Genomic DNA, 16,605 nt, shown 5'->3' on the forward strand with positions numbered 1-16,605 from the left:
GCCCGCGGGCCGCCTGAGCCGGCCGCTTACAGATCGCGCTGCAGCGCAAGCATGCGGACCGAACGTGCCTCGGCGCGCAGTTTCGCCTCGCGCAGGAATGCCACGTGGCAATAGGCGCACGCCGCGAGACCGAGGCACAGCACCAGGCAGTTCTGCAAGCTTAGGTCGACCATAACCGAGAACTGGAGGCCATGGGGTGTAACGAACGCGGCAACGGTGCTCGCCGTTTCCGCGTGACTGCTCTGCGCCATCATGAGCCCGGCGAAGATCAGCGCGGCATGATTGGCGAGGAAGAAGCCGGCCGACCTCTTTGCCTGGCAAATCATCCAGCAAGCGCCTGCCGCAAAGACAATGATAGCGGCGTCGACGGCCATCGACCCGCCGAGATAGACATGCGCCTGCTGCCAGAACATGGTCGAGAACGGCCGCAGCTCGAGCCAGGCGTGCCACACAGCGGGGCTCGCCGGATAAATGCCGAGAAGCAGCGCCGCCATCCGCTCCGCCGCTAGCAGAAACAGCATCAGGGCCGGAAAGGCAAAAAGCAGTATCGGCTTGCGCATCATGTCATCCCCTCGACATCCGATGGCCGATTCTAGGCCGCATTGGTTGCGCGAGACTTAACGCAACGCCTTGCTTTTCAAGGAATGTCGCTCATGTCTAATGTGCGAAGGGCTCAATGGTCGGGGTGGCGCCGTGTCGACAGGAGCTAACGGGTTGAGCTCGAGCAGCATCAGCGGCCGTCGGCACGATCCCAGGGAGGCCCGCGCGTGAGTCAGGCGAAACCGCCCAGCCGCCCGCTGCTGGCGCCGATGCTCGGTGGTCTCGGGCTGCTCGCCGGCATACTGCTGATCGCCGAGGGCAGGCGCTGGCTGCCGCCCGACCCGCCGCCGGTCACGCCGGCCCAAGATGCCGGCGACCTCAAGCCTGCCTCTCAGGTCCCGGTTCAAGAGACGCGGCCGGGCGAGCCGGCACGCAAGATCGCCGAGGATCTCATTGCGCCGCCGCCGCTCGACCCGTCAGGGATCGAGCGCATCGAGCCGCGCCCTCCGCTCGGCGAACTCGGGCTCGCGCCGCGACCGAAGACGCCGATGCCGCGGGATTGGCGCGAGACGCTGCTTTTCGGTCCGGTCGCGACCTCCTCGGCGGTCTTCGAGGCCATGGGACGCATGGTCGCCATCAGCGGCACGATCGGCATGGACCCCCGCAGGACATGCACGTTCGACAACACCGCCTGGCCCTGCGGCCAGCGGGCGCGGGCCGCCTTCAACGCCTGGCTCCGCGGCCGGGCGCTGAAATGCCTGCTGCCACCGGATGCCGACCGCTTCGCGATCGCCGCGCCCTGCGCGCTCGGCAAGCAGGATGTCGGCGCCTGGCTGGTCTCCAATGGCTGGGCGCTGGCCGCTCCCACCGGCATCTACGGCAAGGCGGAAGCGGTGGCGAGAGAAGCCAGGATGGGCATTTTCGGACCACCGCAATAGCGCAATCGCGGGAAAGCCGGTTTCCGTCGCGGAATTGCGTGAAAGCAGAATGGTCAGAGCGGTTCGGCGATTCTAGAAACCGAGAACTGGTCCAACGGCCAGGCAGGTCATCACTCGAGCCGCGGGCTGCGGTCGCATGCGCAGGCCGGATCCAGCGCTTCCCATGGAGAAAAAAGCCGACTTTGCATCAAATTGTACGCTTCCCTGAAACCGAAATTGCAACGGACCTCCTGTAAGCCAATGCGTCGAACAGGAGATTGGCCCTTGACCACGAAAACACCGACCGCGCCGGCTCAAACGTGGAAGCACCTCATCTTGCTGGCCGTGCTTGGCACCGCCGGCTGCGTCGCCCTTTCGCTGGCGCTGAACTACCTGATGCTTTTCAGCGACAGCCTGACGCCGTTCGCCCGTGGGGCAGTCACGGCCATCATCGTGCCGATCGTCATCGGTCTGCCGCTGTTTGCCCTCACCGGCTGGCAACAGATCGAGATCCGCCGTTACCGGCAGGAACTCACCAAATCCGGCACTTACGACCAGCTGACCGGCTGCCTGAACGGCAAGGTGTTCACATCGATGGTCGACAGGAGAGCGGCGAGACCGGCCGGTCCGCGCTCCGGCGCGTTTCTCGTCATCCATCCGGAACATCTGGCGTCGATCAACCTGCGCTTCGGTCTGGAATGGGGCGACGAGGCCTTGCGCCTGATCGCATCGGCCATCCGATCCGCGGTGCGCAAGGACGATCTGATCGGCCGGCTCGGAACCTCGATGTTCGGCGTCTTCCTGCCGGGTGCGAGCGACCAGGACGCCAAGGAGATCGGCGAGCGTATTCGCGGCGCGGTCGGCGAAATCTATTTCGCGCCGAAAGGCGACAAGGACGTGCTTGCGATCAGCGTCGGGGGCGTCGTCTTCGAACATGAGCTCGATTTCGAGGACATGTACCGCTTCGCGGAGGAAGGCATGGCCGAGGCCCCCGACGAAGCCGGCCTGCGGCTGTCGCACGTCACCAACTGAACCGGCGCGATCGGTCTGCTTCTTGGTCGCACCGTAAGCGCAGCTGGGCTGCGGGTGCGCGGGAACTGGAGGCCTCGCCCGAATCGAACCGGGATTGAAGGATTTGCAGTCCTCTGCGTGAACCATTCATCCACGAGGCCTCGCAGGCGGGGCATTGCCATGGGTTGGCGCCAGAACCATCGTCAGGCGCTGCCCGATGCGGCAATTACAGGGAAGGCTGGTGCTGCGAGAGAGGATTGAACTCTCGACCTCTCCCTTACCAAGGGAGTGCTCTACCACTGAGCTACCGCAGCCTGCGATGGCGGCGCTTCTGCCATATCGAACCGGCAAGCGCAAGGCCAAGAAAAACCCAAAGCGTCGGATCTGATTCTTGGCCGCCATTAAGCGGTTTGGGACGCTAATGCGCGGCCGATCCACAGCGTGAAACCGCCGGACGGCCTGCTTTCATGACATTGCCGGGCCAAAATGCTACCCATTGCGGAATCGCAGCCGGCTGACCGGTCAGGGATTGGACGATGGGCGAGAAGACAAATCCACCGAAAAAGGGCGAAGCCGTGCACAAGGAACGGCTGGCCGAGGCGCTGCGCGCCAATCTGCAGAAGCGCAAGGCGCAGACGCGTTCGCGGCGCGCTGGCGACGCCGATCAGCGGTCGGAAGGCTTGCCGGCTGCTGGAAAAATGCACAAGGACTGACCAAATCAGCCATACTGCCCGGCCATAGTCGGTCCGGTTCTAGGAAAATCCTATTTCTTGAACCAAGCCGGCCAATGGTCTAAGCCGGGCGCATCAACCGATTGAACCGGCCTGTTCTGGCCGAGGGGACGTTTTCTTATGGATCGCATCAGAATTGTCGGCGGCAATGGGCTGGCCGGTACCATTCCGATCTCGGGCGCCAAGAACGCGGCGCTGCCGCTGATGATCGCCTCGCTGCTCACCGACGACACGCTGACACTCGAAAACGTGCCGCATCTGGCCGATGTCGAGCAGCTGATCCGCATCCTCGGCAACCAAGGCGTCGACTATTCCGTCAACGGCCGCCGCGAGAGCCAGCAGAAAGGCTATTCGCGCACGATCAATTTTTCCGCCCGCAACATCGTCGACACCACCGCGCCTTACGAGCTGGTGTCGAAGATGCGCGCCTCCTTCTGGGTTATCGGGCCGCTGCTTGCCCGCATGGGCGAGGCCAAGGTGTCGTTGCCCGGCGGCTGCGCCATCGGCACGCGCCCTGTCGACCTATTCCTCGAGGGCCTGCAGGTCCTTGGCGCGGAACTCGACGTCGACAATGGCTATGTCCTGGCCAAGACCCGGAATGGCCGCCTGGTCGGCAATCGTTACGTCTTCCCGAAGGTTTCGGTCGGCGCCACCCATGTGCTGATGATGGCGGCCTCGCTCGCCAAGGGCGAGACGGTGCTCGAAAACGCCGCGCGCGAGCCAGAGATCGTCAATCTCGCCGAATGCCTGATCGCCATGGGCGCCAAGATCCACGGCGCCGGCACCTCCACCATCACCATCCAGGGCGTCGAGGCGCTGTCCGGCGCCCGTGTCCGCGTCATCCCCGACCGCATCGAGACCGGCACCTATGCCATGGCGGTGGCGATGACCGGCGGCGATGTGGTGCTGGAAGGCGCGCGGCCCGACCTGTTGCAGACGGCGCTCGACGTTCTCGTCGAGACCGGCGCCGAGATCACGCCGACCAACGAGGGCATCCGCGTCAAGCGCAACGGCGCCGGCATTGCGCCGGTCGACGTGACCACCGCCCCCTTCCCCGCCTTCCCGACCGACCTGCAGGCGCAGTTCATGGGCCTGATGACCATGGCCAAGGGCAAATCGCGCATCACCGAGACGATCTTCGAAAACCGCTTCATGCATGTGCAGGAGCTTGCCCGCCTCGGCGCCCACATCACGCTTTCCGGCCAGACGGCGATCGTCGACGGCGTCGCCAAGCTCAAGGGCGCTCCCGTCATGGCGACCGACCTGCGCGCCTCGGTGTCGCTGGTGATCGCCGGCCTTGCCGCCGAGGGCGAGACGACGGTCAACCGCGTCTACCACCTCGACCGCGGCTTCGAGCGGCTGGAAGAGAAGCTCTCGGGCTGCGGCGCGGTGATCGAGCGCATTTCGGGCTGACGTACCGCGGCATTCTTTCCCAGCGGTTGCGCCGAGCGGAAAGACCGCATAACAGAACGTTGAATTGTCAACGTTCAGGTGCGTATTCCGCATGGCTCTCAAGCTCATCGCGCTCGACGATCAGGATCTGAGCATCGTCTCGGCGCATGTCCAAGACGCCGTGATGAAGGTCTCCGACTTGGAGTACCTGCCGGCGGCCAAGCGCTTCGTGCTGACCATGAACCGCTTCGTCTGGGAGGCGAGATCGGGCCTGTTCCGCCAGCACAATGAACGGCGGCAGAGCGTTCTGCATTTCGACCGCGTGCTCGGCGTCAAGACCAGCGGCATTCAACGCGACAAGCCCGCCGAAGTGCTGTCGCTGCTGGCGATCAGCTTCATTGCCATCAGCAAACCGGCCGGCATCGTCGAACTGGTGTTTTCGGGCGGCGGCACCATCATGCTCGACGTCGAATGCGTCGAGGCACGGCTTGCCGATGTCGGCGGCGCCTGGGAAGCCACCTCGCGACCTGTGCACAGAGGCTGACTATGGCCATCACGCTCCGCCAGTCCGATACCGATTTCGAACAGCGCTTTTCGGCCTTCCTCACCACCAAGCGGGAAGTGTCGGCCGATGTCGAGGCCGTGGTGCGGGACATCATCGCCCGCGTGCGCGCCGAAGGCGACAAGGCGCTGATCGACTACACGCTGAAGTTCGACAAAGCCGATCTCGGCGCGCTCGGCATCGCCGTGTCGAAGGACGACATCGCCAAGGCCTATGAAGCGGCCGATCCGGCCACCGTCGAGGGGCTCAAATTCGCGCGCGACCGTATCCGTTCGCATCACGAGCGGCAAAAGCCGAAGGACGACCGCTACACGGATGCCGCTGGCGTCGAGCTGGGCTCGCGCTGGACGGCGATCGAGGCCGTCGGCCTTTATGTGCCCGGCGGCACGGCGAGCTATCCAAGCTCGGTGCTGATGAACGCCGTGCCGGCCAAGGTCGCCGGCGTCGAGCGCATCGTCATCGTCGTGCCGGCGTCGGGCGGCGTCATCAATCCGCTGGTGCTGGTGGCGGCCGACCTTGCCGGCGTTTCGGAGATCTACCGCGTCGGCGGCGCGCAGGCCGTTGCGGCGCTTGCCTATGGCACCCAGACGATCAGGCCGGTCGCCAAGATCGTCGGTCCCGGCAATGCCTATGTCGCGGCGGCCAAGCGCCAGGTGTTCGGCACGGTCGGCATCGACATGATCGCCGGACCGTCGGAAGTGCTGGTGGTGGCCCGTGCCGACAACGATCCGGACTGGATCGCGGCCGACCTTCTGGCGCAGGCCGAGCATGATGTCTCGGCGCAGTCGATCCTGATCACCGACAATGCCGAATTCGGCAGGGCGGTCGAGCAGGCGGTCGAACGCCAGTTGCAAGTCCTGCCGCGCGGCGAGACGGCGGCCGCCAGCTGGCGCGATTTCGGCGCGGTGATCCTGGTGCCGACGCTCGATGCCTCGCTGCCGCTGGTCGACAGGATCGCGGCGGAACATGTCGAGCTCGCCTTCGACGATGCCGAGGGCTTCCTTTCCAGGATGCGCAACGCGGGCGCCGTGTTCATTGGCCGGCACACTCCGGAAGTGATCGGCGACTATGTCGGCGGCTCCAACCACGTGTTGCCGACAGCACGTTCGGCGCGTTTCTCCTCGGGCCTGTCCGTGCTCGATTTCGTCAAGCGCACCTCGATCCTGAAGCTCGGGCCGCAGCAGCTCAAGGCGCTGGCGCCCGCCGCGATCGCGCTTGCCAAGGCGGAGGGGCTCGATGCGCATGCCCGCTCCGTCGCGATCCGGCTGAACATGTAGCGATGCCCGGCCGCGACCAAACCCGCCACAGGCTGACCGACGTCGAGCTCGACGAAACGATCGGACGTTCGACGCCCGACGTCGAGCACGAGCGGGCGGTGGCGATCTTCGATCTCATCGAGGAGAACAGTTTTCGGCCGGTCAACGACGACGGCGCGGGTCCTTACAGGCTCAAGCTTTCGCTGGCCGAGTCGCGCCTGGTCTTTGCCGTCAGCCGCGAGAACGGCGCCGAGGTGGTCACCCACATCCTGTCGCTGACGCCGCTCAGGCGCATCGTCAAGGACTATTATTTGATCTGCGAAAGCTATTACGAGGCCATCCGCTCCTCGACGCCCAGCCATATCGAGGCGATCGACATGGGGCGGCGCGGCCTGCACAATGAGGGCTCGCAGACCCTGATGGATCGGCTCGCCGGCAAGATCGAGATCGACTTCGACACGGCGCGGCGGCTGTTCACGCTGGTCTGCGTGCTGCACTGGCGGGGCTAGATCAGGATGACGTTTCGTTGAACCGCCGTCCTGGTCCAGCTCTTTGTTGGAGCATGATCTTTTCCAAAAACCGGTTCCCACTTTTTGGGATCATGCTCTAGTGCCCGTCCTGCCCCACTCGATCCTGTTTTTGTGCGGCATGAACGCCGTGCGCTCGCCGATCGCGGAGCAGCTGGCGCGCCGCATGCTGCCTGCCACCACCTTCGTCGCTTCGGCCGGCGTGCGCGCCGGCGAGCGCGATCCGTTCGTCGATGCGGTGCTTGCCGAGGACGACCTGTCGCTTGGCGAGCGCCAACCCCGGACGCTGGAGGATCTGGAGGATGATTATTTCGACCTGATCGTGACGCTGGCGCCGGAGGCGCACCACGCCGCGCTCGAGCTCACCCGCTCACTCGCCGTCGAGGTCGAATACTGGCCGATGCCGGACCCGACCGACACCGGCGGGACGCGCGAGCACATCATGGCGGCCTATCGCGACGTGCGCGAGCGGCTGAAAACGCGCATAAGCCGACGTTTCCTGCTTCCAGAGGCAGCAAACGCCACGGATTAAGCGTGTTCACAAGCGCACGATTATCATATAGGTTCCGCCGCAATTTCCAGCCGGGTGCTGGAACTACCATCCAAGCAAAGGTATCGAATGCCGAAGGAAGAAGTCCTCGAGTTTCCAGGTGTGGTCACCGAACTGCTGCCCAATGCGATGTTCCGCGTGAAGCTCGAAAACGAACATGAAATCATCGCCCACACGGCCGGCCGCATGCGCAAGAACCGCATCCGCGTGCTGACCGGTGACAAGGTCCTGGTCGAGATGACGCCTTACGACCTGACCAAGGGCCGCATCACCTACCGTTTCAAGTAGCAAATCGGCGTTAAGCACGATGAGCATCCTGCAGAAGCTCGTGCTTGCCTCGGGTTCGCCGCGCCGCATCGAACTCTTGCAGCAGGCCGGCATCGAGCCGGACCGGGTGCTGCCCGCCGATGTCGACGAGACGCCGCAGCGCGCCGAGCATCCGCGTTCGCTGGCCAAGCGCCTGTCCAAGGACAAGGCCGAGAAGGCGCTGGCCTCGCTGAAAAGCGAGGAAGATTACGCGCCCGCCTTCATCCTCGCCGCCGACACGGTGGTGGCGGTGGGGCGGCGCATCCTGCCCAAGGCCGAGACGATCGACGACGCCATCAATTGCCTCGGCCTGCTCTCCGGCCGCTCGCACCGCGTCCATTCCGGCGTCTGCCTGATCACGCCCGGCGGCAAGCTGCGCCAGCGGCTGGTGGAGACCAGGGTGCGCTTCAAGCGGCTGCCGCGCGAGGAGATCGACGCCTATGTCGCCTCCGGCGAATGGCGTGGCAAGGCCGGCGGCTATGCCGTGCAAGGCCTGGCCGGCTCCTTCGTGGTCAAGCTGGTCGGCTCCTACACCAATGTGGTCGGCCTGCCGCTTTATGAGAGCGTGGCGCTGCTTTCCGGCGAAGGCTTCAAGGCGCACAAGAACTGGCACGTCGCGCGGCCATGAGCCTGGACGACAAGGTGACACCGCTTCGGCCGAAGCGGCCCTGCCCCGAATGCGGAAAACCGTCCTCGCGCGAGCACTATCCGTTCTGCTCCGCGCGCTGCAAGGACATCGACCTCAATCGCTGGCTGAAGGGCGCCTATGTCATCCCCGGCCGTGAAGAGGAAGACGAGGACAGCCCGAAGCCTGGCCCCAAGGACGAGGGCTAAGCGCCAGCGGCACGCCCCCTTCTAAACCGCGTCGCGATCTTTCAGATCGCTCCATGCGCTTTAGGTTTTGATTTTACGCATGTCTTTATCCCGAAACCGGTTTCCACTGCGGGAGACATGCTTAGGGTGGTTGCGGGCAATCAGATCCCGGCTTTGCCGGCAAGTGCGATTGCTCCTTTGCCGACATCGTTCGAACCCCATTGCGCGGCTGCGACAATTGCCCCGGAAAATCGCCCGTTAGGCGCTGGACAGCCAAGATTCCCGTGCTATAACCCACGCGCTTTCAAGGGGCGCCGCCTGGTGCCCTCGCGAAACCCGGCGGGCGCATCCCGTTAGCCGGCGCAGGCCCAGATAGCTCAGTTGGTAGAGCAGCGGACTGAAAATCCGCGTGTCGGTGGTTCGAATCCGCCTCTGGGCACCATCCCCTCTTCTCCCGACATTCCCTTTCGCCGAAGCTTCTACGCTGCGGATTCTGCAAGTGCCTGAAATCGTTGATACTTTTCTGTCAAATAGCGCATTTGAGCTGGGCCGGGAGCGCTTCGGGCGCATTTGGTCCAACGAGGCGGGGGGGGATGGTATTTCCGTTGGTATTCGACATCCTGATGGTATCGAAACAGCCAAGAGAGACCTGACAAATGGCCCTCTCCGACGTGAAATGCCGCAACGCCCGCCCCGCTTCCAAGCTTGTCAAATTATCAGACGGGGGCGCGCTGCAACTATGGGTGCAGCCCACAGGCTCTCGCCTCTGGAGGCTCGCCTACCGCTTTGACGGCAAGCAGAAACTGCTAGCACTGGGCGGCTATCCCCTTGTCTCCCTAGCCGAGGCGCGCCAGGCGCGCGATGACGCTAAACGGCTCCTGCTGGCTGGCATAGATCCTGGAAAGGAACGCAGCTTGCGGAAGGCCGATTCGGCAAAGGACTCCTTTCGCTCAATTGCGGACGAATATGTTGAGAAGCTGAAGAAGGAGGGACGTGCCGACCGGACGATCAGCAAGGTCAAAATGGCTCCTCGGCTTTGCCTATCCGACAATCGGCGACAAGTGCATTCGGGAAATCGATCCGGCCACCATCCTTACTGCCTTCGTCGCGTGGAGGTTCGCGGTCGATATGAATCGGCAGGCGATTACGCTCCACCATCGGTACCGTGTTTCGATATGCAATCGCGACTGCGCGCGCCGAGGCAGATCCGACGATCGCTTTAAGGGGCGCGCTCATCAGTCCAACGGTGAGTCCACGTGCCGCGATCACCGATCCTAAGGCCCTGGCCGGCTTGCTAAGGGCAGTGGATGCATTCGACGGACAACCAACAACCCGAGCCGCCCTGAAGCTGATGGCAATGCTGTTTCCCCGACCCGGCGAGCTGCGCGCGGCAGAATGGGAAGAGTTCGATTTCGAAAGCGCGGTGTGGAATCATTCCTGAAGCACGCATGAAAATGCGACGACCGCACCGCGTACCCCTTTCAAGGCAGGCCGTCAGTGTCCTGACCTCGCTTAGAGAACTCTCCGGCGGTGGATCCCTGCTCTTTCCCAGTGCTCGATCGGATTCGCGTCCGATCTCCGACAACACGCTTAACGCCGCGACGCCATAGAGCGGCAACTGGCCCACATTGAGAACAACGACGTTCGTCGAGCCTATAAGAGGCTACCGCGCATGGTTTTCGAGCAACAGCATCAACTCTGCTGAACGAATGCGGAAAATGGCATCCGGACGGCCCGGGCTGAGCGCTGGGAAGAGCGCGTCAAGATGATGCAATGGTGGGCCGACTATCTGGATGAACTCGAGAGCAACAGCGTGCGGGTGATCTCAATCGGAGGACGCGCCAAGCCAGCTGTCTATGCGCCACCGGGAGGGTCGATTTTGAACCCAACATCGAAAGGTCACCAAACGGCGAGACGAATATCCCACTCCCGAAAAACCTACCGATCGAACACTCGGCAATTCTGAAAGCGAAATGGTTGGCCCGGAGGACGACGTCAAATATTTTATTTTGTTAAGCTTTTCGTGGGCAGAAATCGAGATCTTTCCCGTATAGTTCCGTATGGTTCCGGCGCTCATTCGCTCTAACCCAATTCTCAGACGAACCTACTGGTATCTGGCAGGGCGCCCAAGCCATCCCTGACCGGGCCGCGTGCTGGTGCGGTAGCTGCCGCTGCTTGGTGCATCGGCGGATGTCCGAATTGGGGCCGGAAGCGGAACGACTGTTCTTGGATGGCAGGGTAAGGAAGCCCACCTTGACATCAGCCGAGGCAAACCACCGGACCTGCCGACGCGTCGTCTGTTCTTGCCGGAACGCCTGCGCGGCATGCCGGGATACTCCGGATCTGCGCGCGGCCGCGAACTCTCGCTAGTCCACCAAAGATATCGGCGACATGGGAAAGCAGGTCCTGAAAAGGGTGACGCGGTCGGCCAAAATGCAGGTGACACAGCCGTGGGGACGTCAGCATTCCGAGGCAAGCATCATGCGCTCACAAGCCTCATAATGGTGTCGATATTAAATTCCAGACGCTCATTTAGAGCGTCTTTCTCCATGAGGTCGCGCTCGAAAATAATCGAGCCTGTGAACCTGTTGGTCAGATAGTAGTATCCGATCGCGGCGATCGTGATGTTGAGCTGCACTGGGTCGATACCGCCGCGGAAGTCGCCGCTGCTGACGCCCCGCTCAAGTATGCCCGACACCATGGCGACGAATTTGCGGCTGGCGGTCTTGATCAGCTCGGACTTCTTCACATGCTTGCCGCGGTGAAGGTTCTCGCTGTTGACCAGGGTGATGAACTCCGGATTCTTCAGATAATACTGCCATGTAAACCGCACGAGGCGTTCAAGGGCATCCCTCGGTTCCAAGTCGTCGAGATGAAGTTTCTGCTCGGCCGTGCGGATGTCCAGATAGGCATTTTCCACCACAGTCTGGAAGAGACCGTCCTTGCTGCCGAAATAGTGGTAAATCATACGCTTGTTGGCGTTTGCCTTGGCCGCGATAACATCGACACGCGCGCCGCCGAGGCCGTTCTTGGCGAAATCGCTCTTCGCCGCTTCCAGAATACGAAGCTTGGTCGCTTCGGCATCCCGAAGCCGCTTCTTCTTGGCGACATTGCCTGATTTTCCGGACGTTGCGTCCACTTTGGCCGCTCCCTTGGTTCCAGTTCCAGCGTGTTGTCGACGATCGGTCATGCGCTGAAAGTCATTTCAATTGTCCAAGAAGTCAACAGGCCGCGCACCGTGCCGCCGCTTGACTCTCACACATTCAGGAAGTAACTAGATGGTGCATTCAGCGACCAAGAGAGCGGTTTGGACGGCCTGGCTTCTCGGGGTTGCTCAATAGACGGCCCGCCCTTGCGGGCTGTCGCCAAATGGGAGGTAACATGTCGACTTTCATCAAGGATTTCATCGAGCGCGAGACCGTCAACCGACGCAATTTCCTGCTCGCCACGGCTGCCGGCATGGGGGCGATGGCCGTGCCATTCGCCTTCGGCGGCAGCGCTGCCCGAGCGGCGATCAGCGACCCGGCGATCGCCTGGTCGTACCGCGACCGCGCCTCGGCTTACTGGAACTCGATCGTGTCGGGCGGCGAGGCACTCGTGGAATCCCTCGGCAAGACCAAGGATTCCCTCGTCTCGCTGATCAACGAAGGCTCCTCCGAAAAGTCGCTGGCCGACATCAAGGCGTTCCTGGCCAAGACCGGCGGCAAGTGCGCTATCGCCTGCGACGCCAATGACAGCCCGAACGCCCGTCCGGTGGTCGAGGCTGTGCGCGACGCCGGCGCCTACATTTCCACGATTTGGAACAAGACCGACGACCTGCACCCGTGGGACATCGGCGACAATTACGTCTCGCACATGACCTGGTCGGACGAGAAGCCGGCCGAGCAGACGGCGCGGATCCTGTTCGACGCCATGGGCGGCAAGGGTGGCGTCGTGCATCTGGGTGGCATTGCCGCCAACAACCCGGCAATCGAGCGTCTGAACGGCTTGAAGAACGCCTTGAAGGACTTTCCCGATATCGAGCTTTTGGATGCTCAGCCCGCAGACTGGGACACGACCAAGGGCACGGAGCTGATGGCGTCTTTCCTGACGCGCTTCGGCGACAAGATCACCGGCGTGCACTGCGCCAACGACAACATCGCCTATGGCGTGATCGAGGCGCTGCGCGCCGAGGGGATCGAGAATATGCCGATCGTCGCCTATGACGGAAATCCGGAGGCCGTGAAGCTGGTGATGGAGGGCAAGCTCCTGGCGACCGTCTTCACCAATCCGCACTGGGGCGGCGGCATCACGGCGGCGCTCGCTTATTACGCCGCGACCGGCGCCTTCAAGCCTTCGGAAGAGCCGAAGGAGCACCGCGAATTCTACGGCCCGACGGTCCTGGTCACCAAGAAGGACGCGGCGGACTTCAAGGCCAAATATCTGGACGCCGTTCCTTCGTACAATTGGAAGGATTTCTGGGGACCGAGCAACGGCCAGATCAAGTACAAGTAATACGAAGCTCGATCGAGCGGCCCTGAAACGGGCCGCTCCCCCCTATACGGCACGCTTGGACGGGAGGCCGGAGTTGCCACGCATCCTCACGCGGGAGAACGCGATCCGCTGGGCGCCCTTCATGGTGCTTCTCGCGCTCATAGTGCTATTCACGGCGATAAACCCCTCATTCCTGTCGCAACGCAACTTCGCGCGCATCGCGATCGCGGCGGCGCCCGCGCTCATGGTGGCGGTCGGGGTGACCTTCATCATCGTGATGGGTTCTATCGACCTTTCCATGGAGGGCGTCGTTTCCCTGACGGCCGTTCTTTTTTGCTTCCTGATGCTGGCGCTCGGCGGAACGCTCGCGTCGGGCGGCTGGATCGCAATCCCGGTCATTCTCGCCGTCGGGGCCGCGATCGGCCTGGTGAACGGTTTCATCCACGTCAAGCTGAAGATACCATCCTTCATGGCGAGCCTCGCGCTCGGATTCATCGGCACGGGCGCCGCGATCCTGCTGACCGGCGGCGACATCGTCAAATTCAACGATCCGACGTTCCGCGCTCTGCTGACCTGGCGCATCCTCGGCTTTCCGCTGATGGTCTATGTCGCGGGGCTCTGCCTCGTCCTCGCCTGGTTCATCCAATCTCAGACCCGCCTTGGGCGTTACTTTTATGCGGTCGGCGGCGGCGAGGAACTCGCCCATGCCTCGGGCGTGCGGGTGCAGCATGTGAGGATGGCCGGCTTCTCGCTTGCCGGCTTCTTTTACGCGATCGCGGCGATCCTGCAGGTGGCGAAGCTCGGCCAGGCCGAATCCGTCACCGGATCGAACTTCATGTTCATGTCCATCACTTCGGTGGTGGTCGGCGGCGTGGCGCTCTGGGGTGGCATCGGCGGCGTTTGGAACACGCTCGTCGGCGTCCTGATCGTCGCCGTCATCAACAACGGCATGGTGGTCATCGGCCTGCCCGATTTCCTGCAGGCCGCCGTTCTCGGGCTGCTGGTCATCATAGCGGTCATCCTGTCGACGGACCGGCGCGCGGTCGCGTTCGTCAAGTGAGGCCGCAATGTATGAATTGAAAGCCGTCGAAAAGAAGTTTCCGGGCGTCCATGCGCTGAAATCGGTCGACTTTTCCATCAGCCGGGGGGAGATCGTCGGGCTGGTGGGCGAGAATGGCGCTGGCAAATCCACGCTCATGAAGGTGATCTACGGCGCCTACCAGCCCGACGGCGGCGAGATGCTCATCGATGGCAAGCCTGTCCGGTTCGGCGGCCCGCGCGACGCCATGGAGCGAGGCATCGGCATGGTGTTTCAGGAGCAATCGCTGATCACCAACCTGTCCGTGATGGAAAACATCTTCCTGGGCTATGAAGACCAGTTCTCGCGCTTCGGCGTGGTCAACTGGAAGGCGATGGCCAAAGCCGCCGGGAAGCAGCTTGCAAAGGTCAAGCTCGATATCGATCCGCGCACCATCACCTCGAGCCTTTCCTTCGCGCAGCGCCAGCTTGTGGAACTGGCCAAGGTGCTGACGCTGGAGGAGCGGGTGCAGGGTCATCTGGTCGTCCTGCTCGACGAGCCCACCTCGGTGCTGGCCGAGGAAGAGGTGAAGCTATTGTTCAAGCTCGTGCGGGAGTTGACGACGCGCGCTTCATTCATCTTCGTGTCCCACCGCATGGACGAGGTGATGGAGCTCTCGGACCGAATCTACGTGATGAAGGACGGCCAGGTGGTCGATGTCGTCTCGCGCGGCGCAGCGACACCGGAGGCGATCCAGCACAAGATGGTCGGCCGCCATGTCGATAAGGAATATTACCGTGAGCAGCGGCAAAAGCCCTACGACGCGACGAGGCCGCTGGTGGAGCTGTCGGGCGTGGACCTGCCGGGACGGGTTCACGATATCTCGCTGACGCTGCATGCCGGCGAGGTCCTGTGCCTGGTCGGCACCGAGGGCTCCGGCCGCGAAGCGATCCTTCGAACAATCTACGGCATGCGCACGCCTACCAAGGGCACGCTGAAGATCAAGGGCGAGACCGTCTCCAGGCTGACCGCCCGCGCAGCGGTGGAGCGCGGCGTCGGCTATGTGCCGCGCGAGCGCAAGATCGAGGGCATCGTGGCCGGCATGAATGTCTACGAGAACATGACGCTCTCGCAAATGCCGCACTACGCGCGGATGGGCTGGCTCGACGTGGCCGACGAGCGTGCCCTTGCCCGGAAATGGATCGGCAAGCTCGCCATCAAGGCAAGCTCCGAATATGCCGACTGCGGCAACCTTTCCGGCGGCAACCAGCAGAAGGTCGTGCTTGCCAAATGGCGGTCGGGCGGCTCCGACATCATGCTGCTCGATCATCCGACCCGAGGCCTGGACATCGGCGCCAAGGAGGATGTGTACGACATGATCAGGGAGATGTGCGACGACGGGGTCGGCGTTGTCCTGGTCGCCGACACGCTCGAAGAGGCGATCGGCCTCTCCCACACCATCGTCGTCATCAAGGACGGTGAGATCCAGAAGCGCTTCGACTGCGTGCCCGGTTCCAAGCCGACGCTCTACGACCTTCTGCACTACATGATCTGAGGGGCCTCCATGGACATCCAACGCCTCAAGCCGCACTTCCCCTGGATCACCCTCCTGGTCCTGGTCACGATCGTCGGCATCGCCGATCCGAGCTTTCTCAAGCCCGCCAATCTGCTGAGCCTCGCAGGCGATATCGTGCCGCTGTTCATCATGGCGCTGGGACTGACCTTCGCGATCTACATCGGCGGCATCGACCTGTCGGCACAGTCGATGGCGAACATGATCACCGTCGTCGCCTCGGTCTATCTGGCGCCGTTGGGGATCTGGGTGGCGGCGCTCTGCATCCTTGCCGGGTTCACGCTGGGAACGCTCTCCGGCTACCTGACCACCCGCATGTACGTCCCATCCTTCATCTCCACGCTGGCCGTCGGCGGGATCTGCTTCTCGGTGGCGCAATGGCTTTCCGGCAACCGCGCCCTGAACATGGACGCCACCCAGCGCAACGAGACGTTCGGCTGGATGATCGGTCGAACCGGTATCGTGCCGCACGAGCTCTTCATCGCCATCGGCCTGCTGGCGATCTGCTTGCTCTTAGAACGGCGCACGGTCCTCGGCCGGGCGCTGAAGGCAGTGGGCGCCGGCGAACTGGCTGCAGCCGCGTCCGGTCTCAACGTCGCCCGCTACAAAATCCTCGCCTTTGCGATATCCGGAGGGCTGGCCGCGGTGGCCGGGCTGCTGTTCTCCGTCAAGCTGTCGGGCGGCGCGCCGACGATCGCCAACGGCTTCCTGCTGCCGGCCATCGTGGCGGTGCTTGTCGGCGGAACACCGCTGACGGGCGGCGTCGGCGGTGTGCTCAACACCGCGATCGGCACGCTGATCGTGGCGGTCATCCGCGCCTCGATGCTCTATTTCGGCATCGCGGCGACGCAGCAACAGATGGTTTTCGGCCTGGTGCTGATCGCGGCCATCGCCCTGACCATCGACCGCTCCAAGCTTCGCACGGTGAAGTGAGAC

Annotated in this window: 17 protein-coding genes, 3 tRNA genes and 1 pseudogene; 17 read left to right on the top strand and 4 right to left on the bottom strand. The window is 63.1% G+C overall.

Features of this window, described 5'->3' with window-relative positions; genetic code table 11:
• Positions 1–26: 26 nt before the first annotated feature.
• Positions 27–563: a hypothetical protein gene (locus EJ072_RS07370; RefSeq protein WP_126079128.1), complete on the bottom strand. Its 537-nt coding sequence runs from the start codon at positions 561–563 to the stop codon at positions 27–29.
• Between the two features lie 204 nt (positions 564–767).
• Between EJ072_RS07370 and EJ072_RS07375 the strand changes: the two genes are divergently transcribed.
• Positions 768–1,478, top strand: a complete 711-nt coding sequence (locus EJ072_RS07375; protein WP_245467244.1) for a thermonuclease family protein — start codon at positions 768–770, stop codon at positions 1,476–1,478.
• A 264-nt stretch (positions 1,479–1,742) separates the two neighbouring features.
• Complete coding sequence (locus EJ072_RS07380) at positions 1,743–2,489, top strand: GGDEF domain-containing protein (protein WP_245467245.1); 747 nt, start codon at positions 1,743–1,745, stop codon at positions 2,487–2,489.
• Positions 2,490–2,555: 66 nt separating this feature from the next.
• Here EJ072_RS07380 and EJ072_RS07385 read toward each other — a convergent pair.
• Both EJ072_RS07385 and EJ072_RS07390 read right to left on the bottom strand, forming a co-directional pair.
• Positions 2,556–2,629: transfer RNA gene (locus EJ072_RS07385), tRNA-Cys, on the bottom strand.
• A 78-nt stretch (positions 2,630–2,707) separates the two neighbouring features.
• Positions 2,708–2,782: transfer RNA gene (locus EJ072_RS07390), tRNA-Thr, on the bottom strand.
• Between the two features lie 222 nt (positions 2,783–3,004).
• Here EJ072_RS07390 and EJ072_RS35860 point away from each other — a divergent pair.
• From EJ072_RS35860 to EJ072_RS07440, 11 genes and pseudogenes are all read left to right on the top strand, one after another.
• A complete protein-coding gene (locus EJ072_RS35860) occupies positions 3,005–3,181 on the top strand; it encodes a hypothetical protein (protein ID WP_189343246.1) in 177 nt (58 codons plus the stop codon).
• A gap of 138 nt (positions 3,182–3,319) precedes the next feature.
• On the top strand, positions 3,320–4,612 hold the full coding sequence (gene murA / locus EJ072_RS07395; RefSeq protein ID WP_126079130.1) for a UDP-N-acetylglucosamine 1-carboxyvinyltransferase: 1,293 nt from the start codon (positions 3,320–3,322) through the stop codon (positions 4,610–4,612).
• A 91-nt stretch (positions 4,613–4,703) separates the two neighbouring features.
• Positions 4,704–5,135: a DUF2948 family protein gene (locus EJ072_RS07400; protein WP_126079131.1), complete on the top strand. Its 432-nt coding sequence runs from the start codon at positions 4,704–4,706 to the stop codon at positions 5,133–5,135.
• A gap of 2 nt (positions 5,136–5,137) precedes the next feature.
• Positions 5,138–6,430 carry a histidinol dehydrogenase gene (gene hisD / locus EJ072_RS07405; protein WP_126079132.1) on the top strand — a complete coding sequence of 431 codons (1,293 nt, stop codon included), beginning with the start codon at positions 5,138–5,140 and terminating at the stop codon, positions 6,428–6,430.
• Between the two features lie 2 nt (positions 6,431–6,432).
• A complete protein-coding gene (locus EJ072_RS07410) occupies positions 6,433–6,918 on the top strand; it encodes a UPF0262 family protein (protein WP_126079133.1) in 486 nt (161 codons plus the stop codon).
• A 100-nt stretch (positions 6,919–7,018) separates the two neighbouring features.
• Complete coding sequence (locus EJ072_RS07415; RefSeq protein ID WP_281059477.1) at positions 7,019–7,468, top strand: low molecular weight phosphatase family protein; 450 nt, start codon at positions 7,019–7,021, stop codon at positions 7,466–7,468.
• A gap of 87 nt (positions 7,469–7,555) precedes the next feature.
• Complete coding sequence (gene infA / locus EJ072_RS07420) at positions 7,556–7,774, top strand: translation initiation factor IF-1 (protein ID WP_006200926.1); 219 nt, start codon at positions 7,556–7,558, stop codon at positions 7,772–7,774.
• A 19-nt stretch (positions 7,775–7,793) separates the two neighbouring features.
• Complete coding sequence (locus EJ072_RS07425) at positions 7,794–8,420, top strand: Maf-like protein (RefSeq protein ID WP_126079134.1); 627 nt, start codon at positions 7,794–7,796, stop codon at positions 8,418–8,420.
• A complete protein-coding gene (gene yacG / locus EJ072_RS07430; RefSeq protein WP_126079135.1) occupies positions 8,417–8,626 on the top strand; it encodes a DNA gyrase inhibitor YacG in 210 nt (69 codons plus the stop codon). The genes EJ072_RS07425 and yacG overlap by 4 nt, the downstream gene beginning before the upstream one ends.
• 345 nt (positions 8,627–8,971) lie before the next feature.
• A tRNA-Phe gene (locus tag EJ072_RS07435) sits at positions 8,972–9,047 on the top strand.
• Positions 9,048–9,261: 214 nt separating this feature from the next.
• Positions 9,262–10,571 (top strand): annotated as a pseudogene (locus EJ072_RS07440) (integrase arm-type DNA-binding domain-containing protein).
• Positions 10,572–11,084: 513 nt separating this feature from the next.
• On the opposite strand, the gene EJ072_RS07445 reads toward EJ072_RS07440, so the two are convergent.
• Positions 11,085–11,795, bottom strand: a complete 711-nt coding sequence (locus tag EJ072_RS07445; RefSeq protein WP_126079136.1) for a TetR/AcrR family transcriptional regulator — start codon at positions 11,793–11,795, stop codon at positions 11,085–11,087.
• Between the two features lie 191 nt (positions 11,796–11,986).
• On the opposite strand from EJ072_RS07445, the gene EJ072_RS07450 reads away from it, so the two are divergent.
• The 4 genes from EJ072_RS07450 (at position 11,987) to EJ072_RS07465 (ending at position 16,602) form a co-directional block, all read left to right on the top strand.
• The gene (locus EJ072_RS07450; protein ID WP_126079137.1) at positions 11,987–13,099 is read left to right on the top strand and encodes a sugar ABC transporter substrate-binding protein; all 1,113 of its coding nucleotides are present in this window, start codon (positions 11,987–11,989) and stop codon (positions 13,097–13,099) included.
• A gap of 73 nt (positions 13,100–13,172) precedes the next feature.
• Positions 13,173–14,138 carry an ABC transporter permease gene (locus tag EJ072_RS07455; protein WP_126079138.1) on the top strand — a complete coding sequence of 322 codons (966 nt, stop codon included), beginning with the start codon at positions 13,173–13,175 and terminating at the stop codon, positions 14,136–14,138.
• A 7-nt stretch (positions 14,139–14,145) separates the two neighbouring features.
• On the top strand, positions 14,146–15,651 hold the full coding sequence (locus tag EJ072_RS07460; protein ID WP_126079139.1) for a sugar ABC transporter ATP-binding protein: 1,506 nt from the start codon (positions 14,146–14,148) through the stop codon (positions 15,649–15,651).
• Positions 15,652–15,660: 9 nt separating this feature from the next.
• Positions 15,661–16,602, top strand: a complete 942-nt coding sequence (locus EJ072_RS07465; RefSeq protein WP_126079140.1) for an ABC transporter permease — start codon at positions 15,661–15,663, stop codon at positions 16,600–16,602.
• Positions 16,603–16,605: the final 3 nt, after the last annotated feature.

This window comes from Mesorhizobium sp. M2A.F.Ca.ET.046.03.2.1, assembly GCF_003952425.1.
Taxonomy (GTDB): Bacteria; Pseudomonadota; Alphaproteobacteria; order Rhizobiales; family Rhizobiaceae; genus Mesorhizobium.

Excerpts from the sequence above, each read along its gene's own strand:
- EJ072_RS07370 (WP_126079128.1), bottom strand. The coding sequence starts at position 563 with ATGATGCGCAAGCCGATACTGCTTTTTGCCTTTCCGGCCCTGATGCTG.
- EJ072_RS35860 (WP_189343246.1), top strand. The coding sequence starts at position 3,005 with ATGGGCGAGAAGACAAATCCACCGAAAAAGGGCGAAGCCGTGCACAAG.
- murA (WP_126079130.1), top strand. The coding sequence starts at position 3,320 with ATGGATCGCATCAGAATTGTCGGCGGCAATGGGCTGGCCGGTACCATT.
- EJ072_RS07400 (WP_126079131.1), top strand. The coding sequence starts at position 4,704 with ATGGCTCTCAAGCTCATCGCGCTCGACGATCAGGATCTGAGCATCGTC.
- hisD (WP_126079132.1), top strand. The coding sequence starts at position 5,138 with ATGGCCATCACGCTCCGCCAGTCCGATACCGATTTCGAACAGCGCTTT.
- EJ072_RS07410 (WP_126079133.1), top strand. The coding sequence starts at position 6,433 with ATGCCCGGCCGCGACCAAACCCGCCACAGGCTGACCGACGTCGAGCTC.
- infA (WP_006200926.1), top strand. The coding sequence starts at position 7,556 with ATGCCGAAGGAAGAAGTCCTCGAGTTTCCAGGTGTGGTCACCGAACTG.
- EJ072_RS07425 (WP_126079134.1), top strand. The coding sequence starts at position 7,794 with ATGAGCATCCTGCAGAAGCTCGTGCTTGCCTCGGGTTCGCCGCGCCGC.
- yacG (WP_126079135.1), top strand. The coding sequence starts at position 8,417 with ATGAGCCTGGACGACAAGGTGACACCGCTTCGGCCGAAGCGGCCCTGC.
- EJ072_RS07445 (WP_126079136.1), bottom strand. The coding sequence starts at position 11,795 with ATGACCGATCGTCGACAACACGCTGGAACTGGAACCAAGGGAGCGGCC.
- EJ072_RS07450 (WP_126079137.1), top strand. The coding sequence starts at position 11,987 with ATGTCGACTTTCATCAAGGATTTCATCGAGCGCGAGACCGTCAACCGA.
- EJ072_RS07460 (WP_126079139.1), top strand. The coding sequence starts at position 14,146 with ATGTATGAATTGAAAGCCGTCGAAAAGAAGTTTCCGGGCGTCCATGCG.
- EJ072_RS07465 (WP_126079140.1), top strand. The coding sequence starts at position 15,661 with ATGGACATCCAACGCCTCAAGCCGCACTTCCCCTGGATCACCCTCCTG.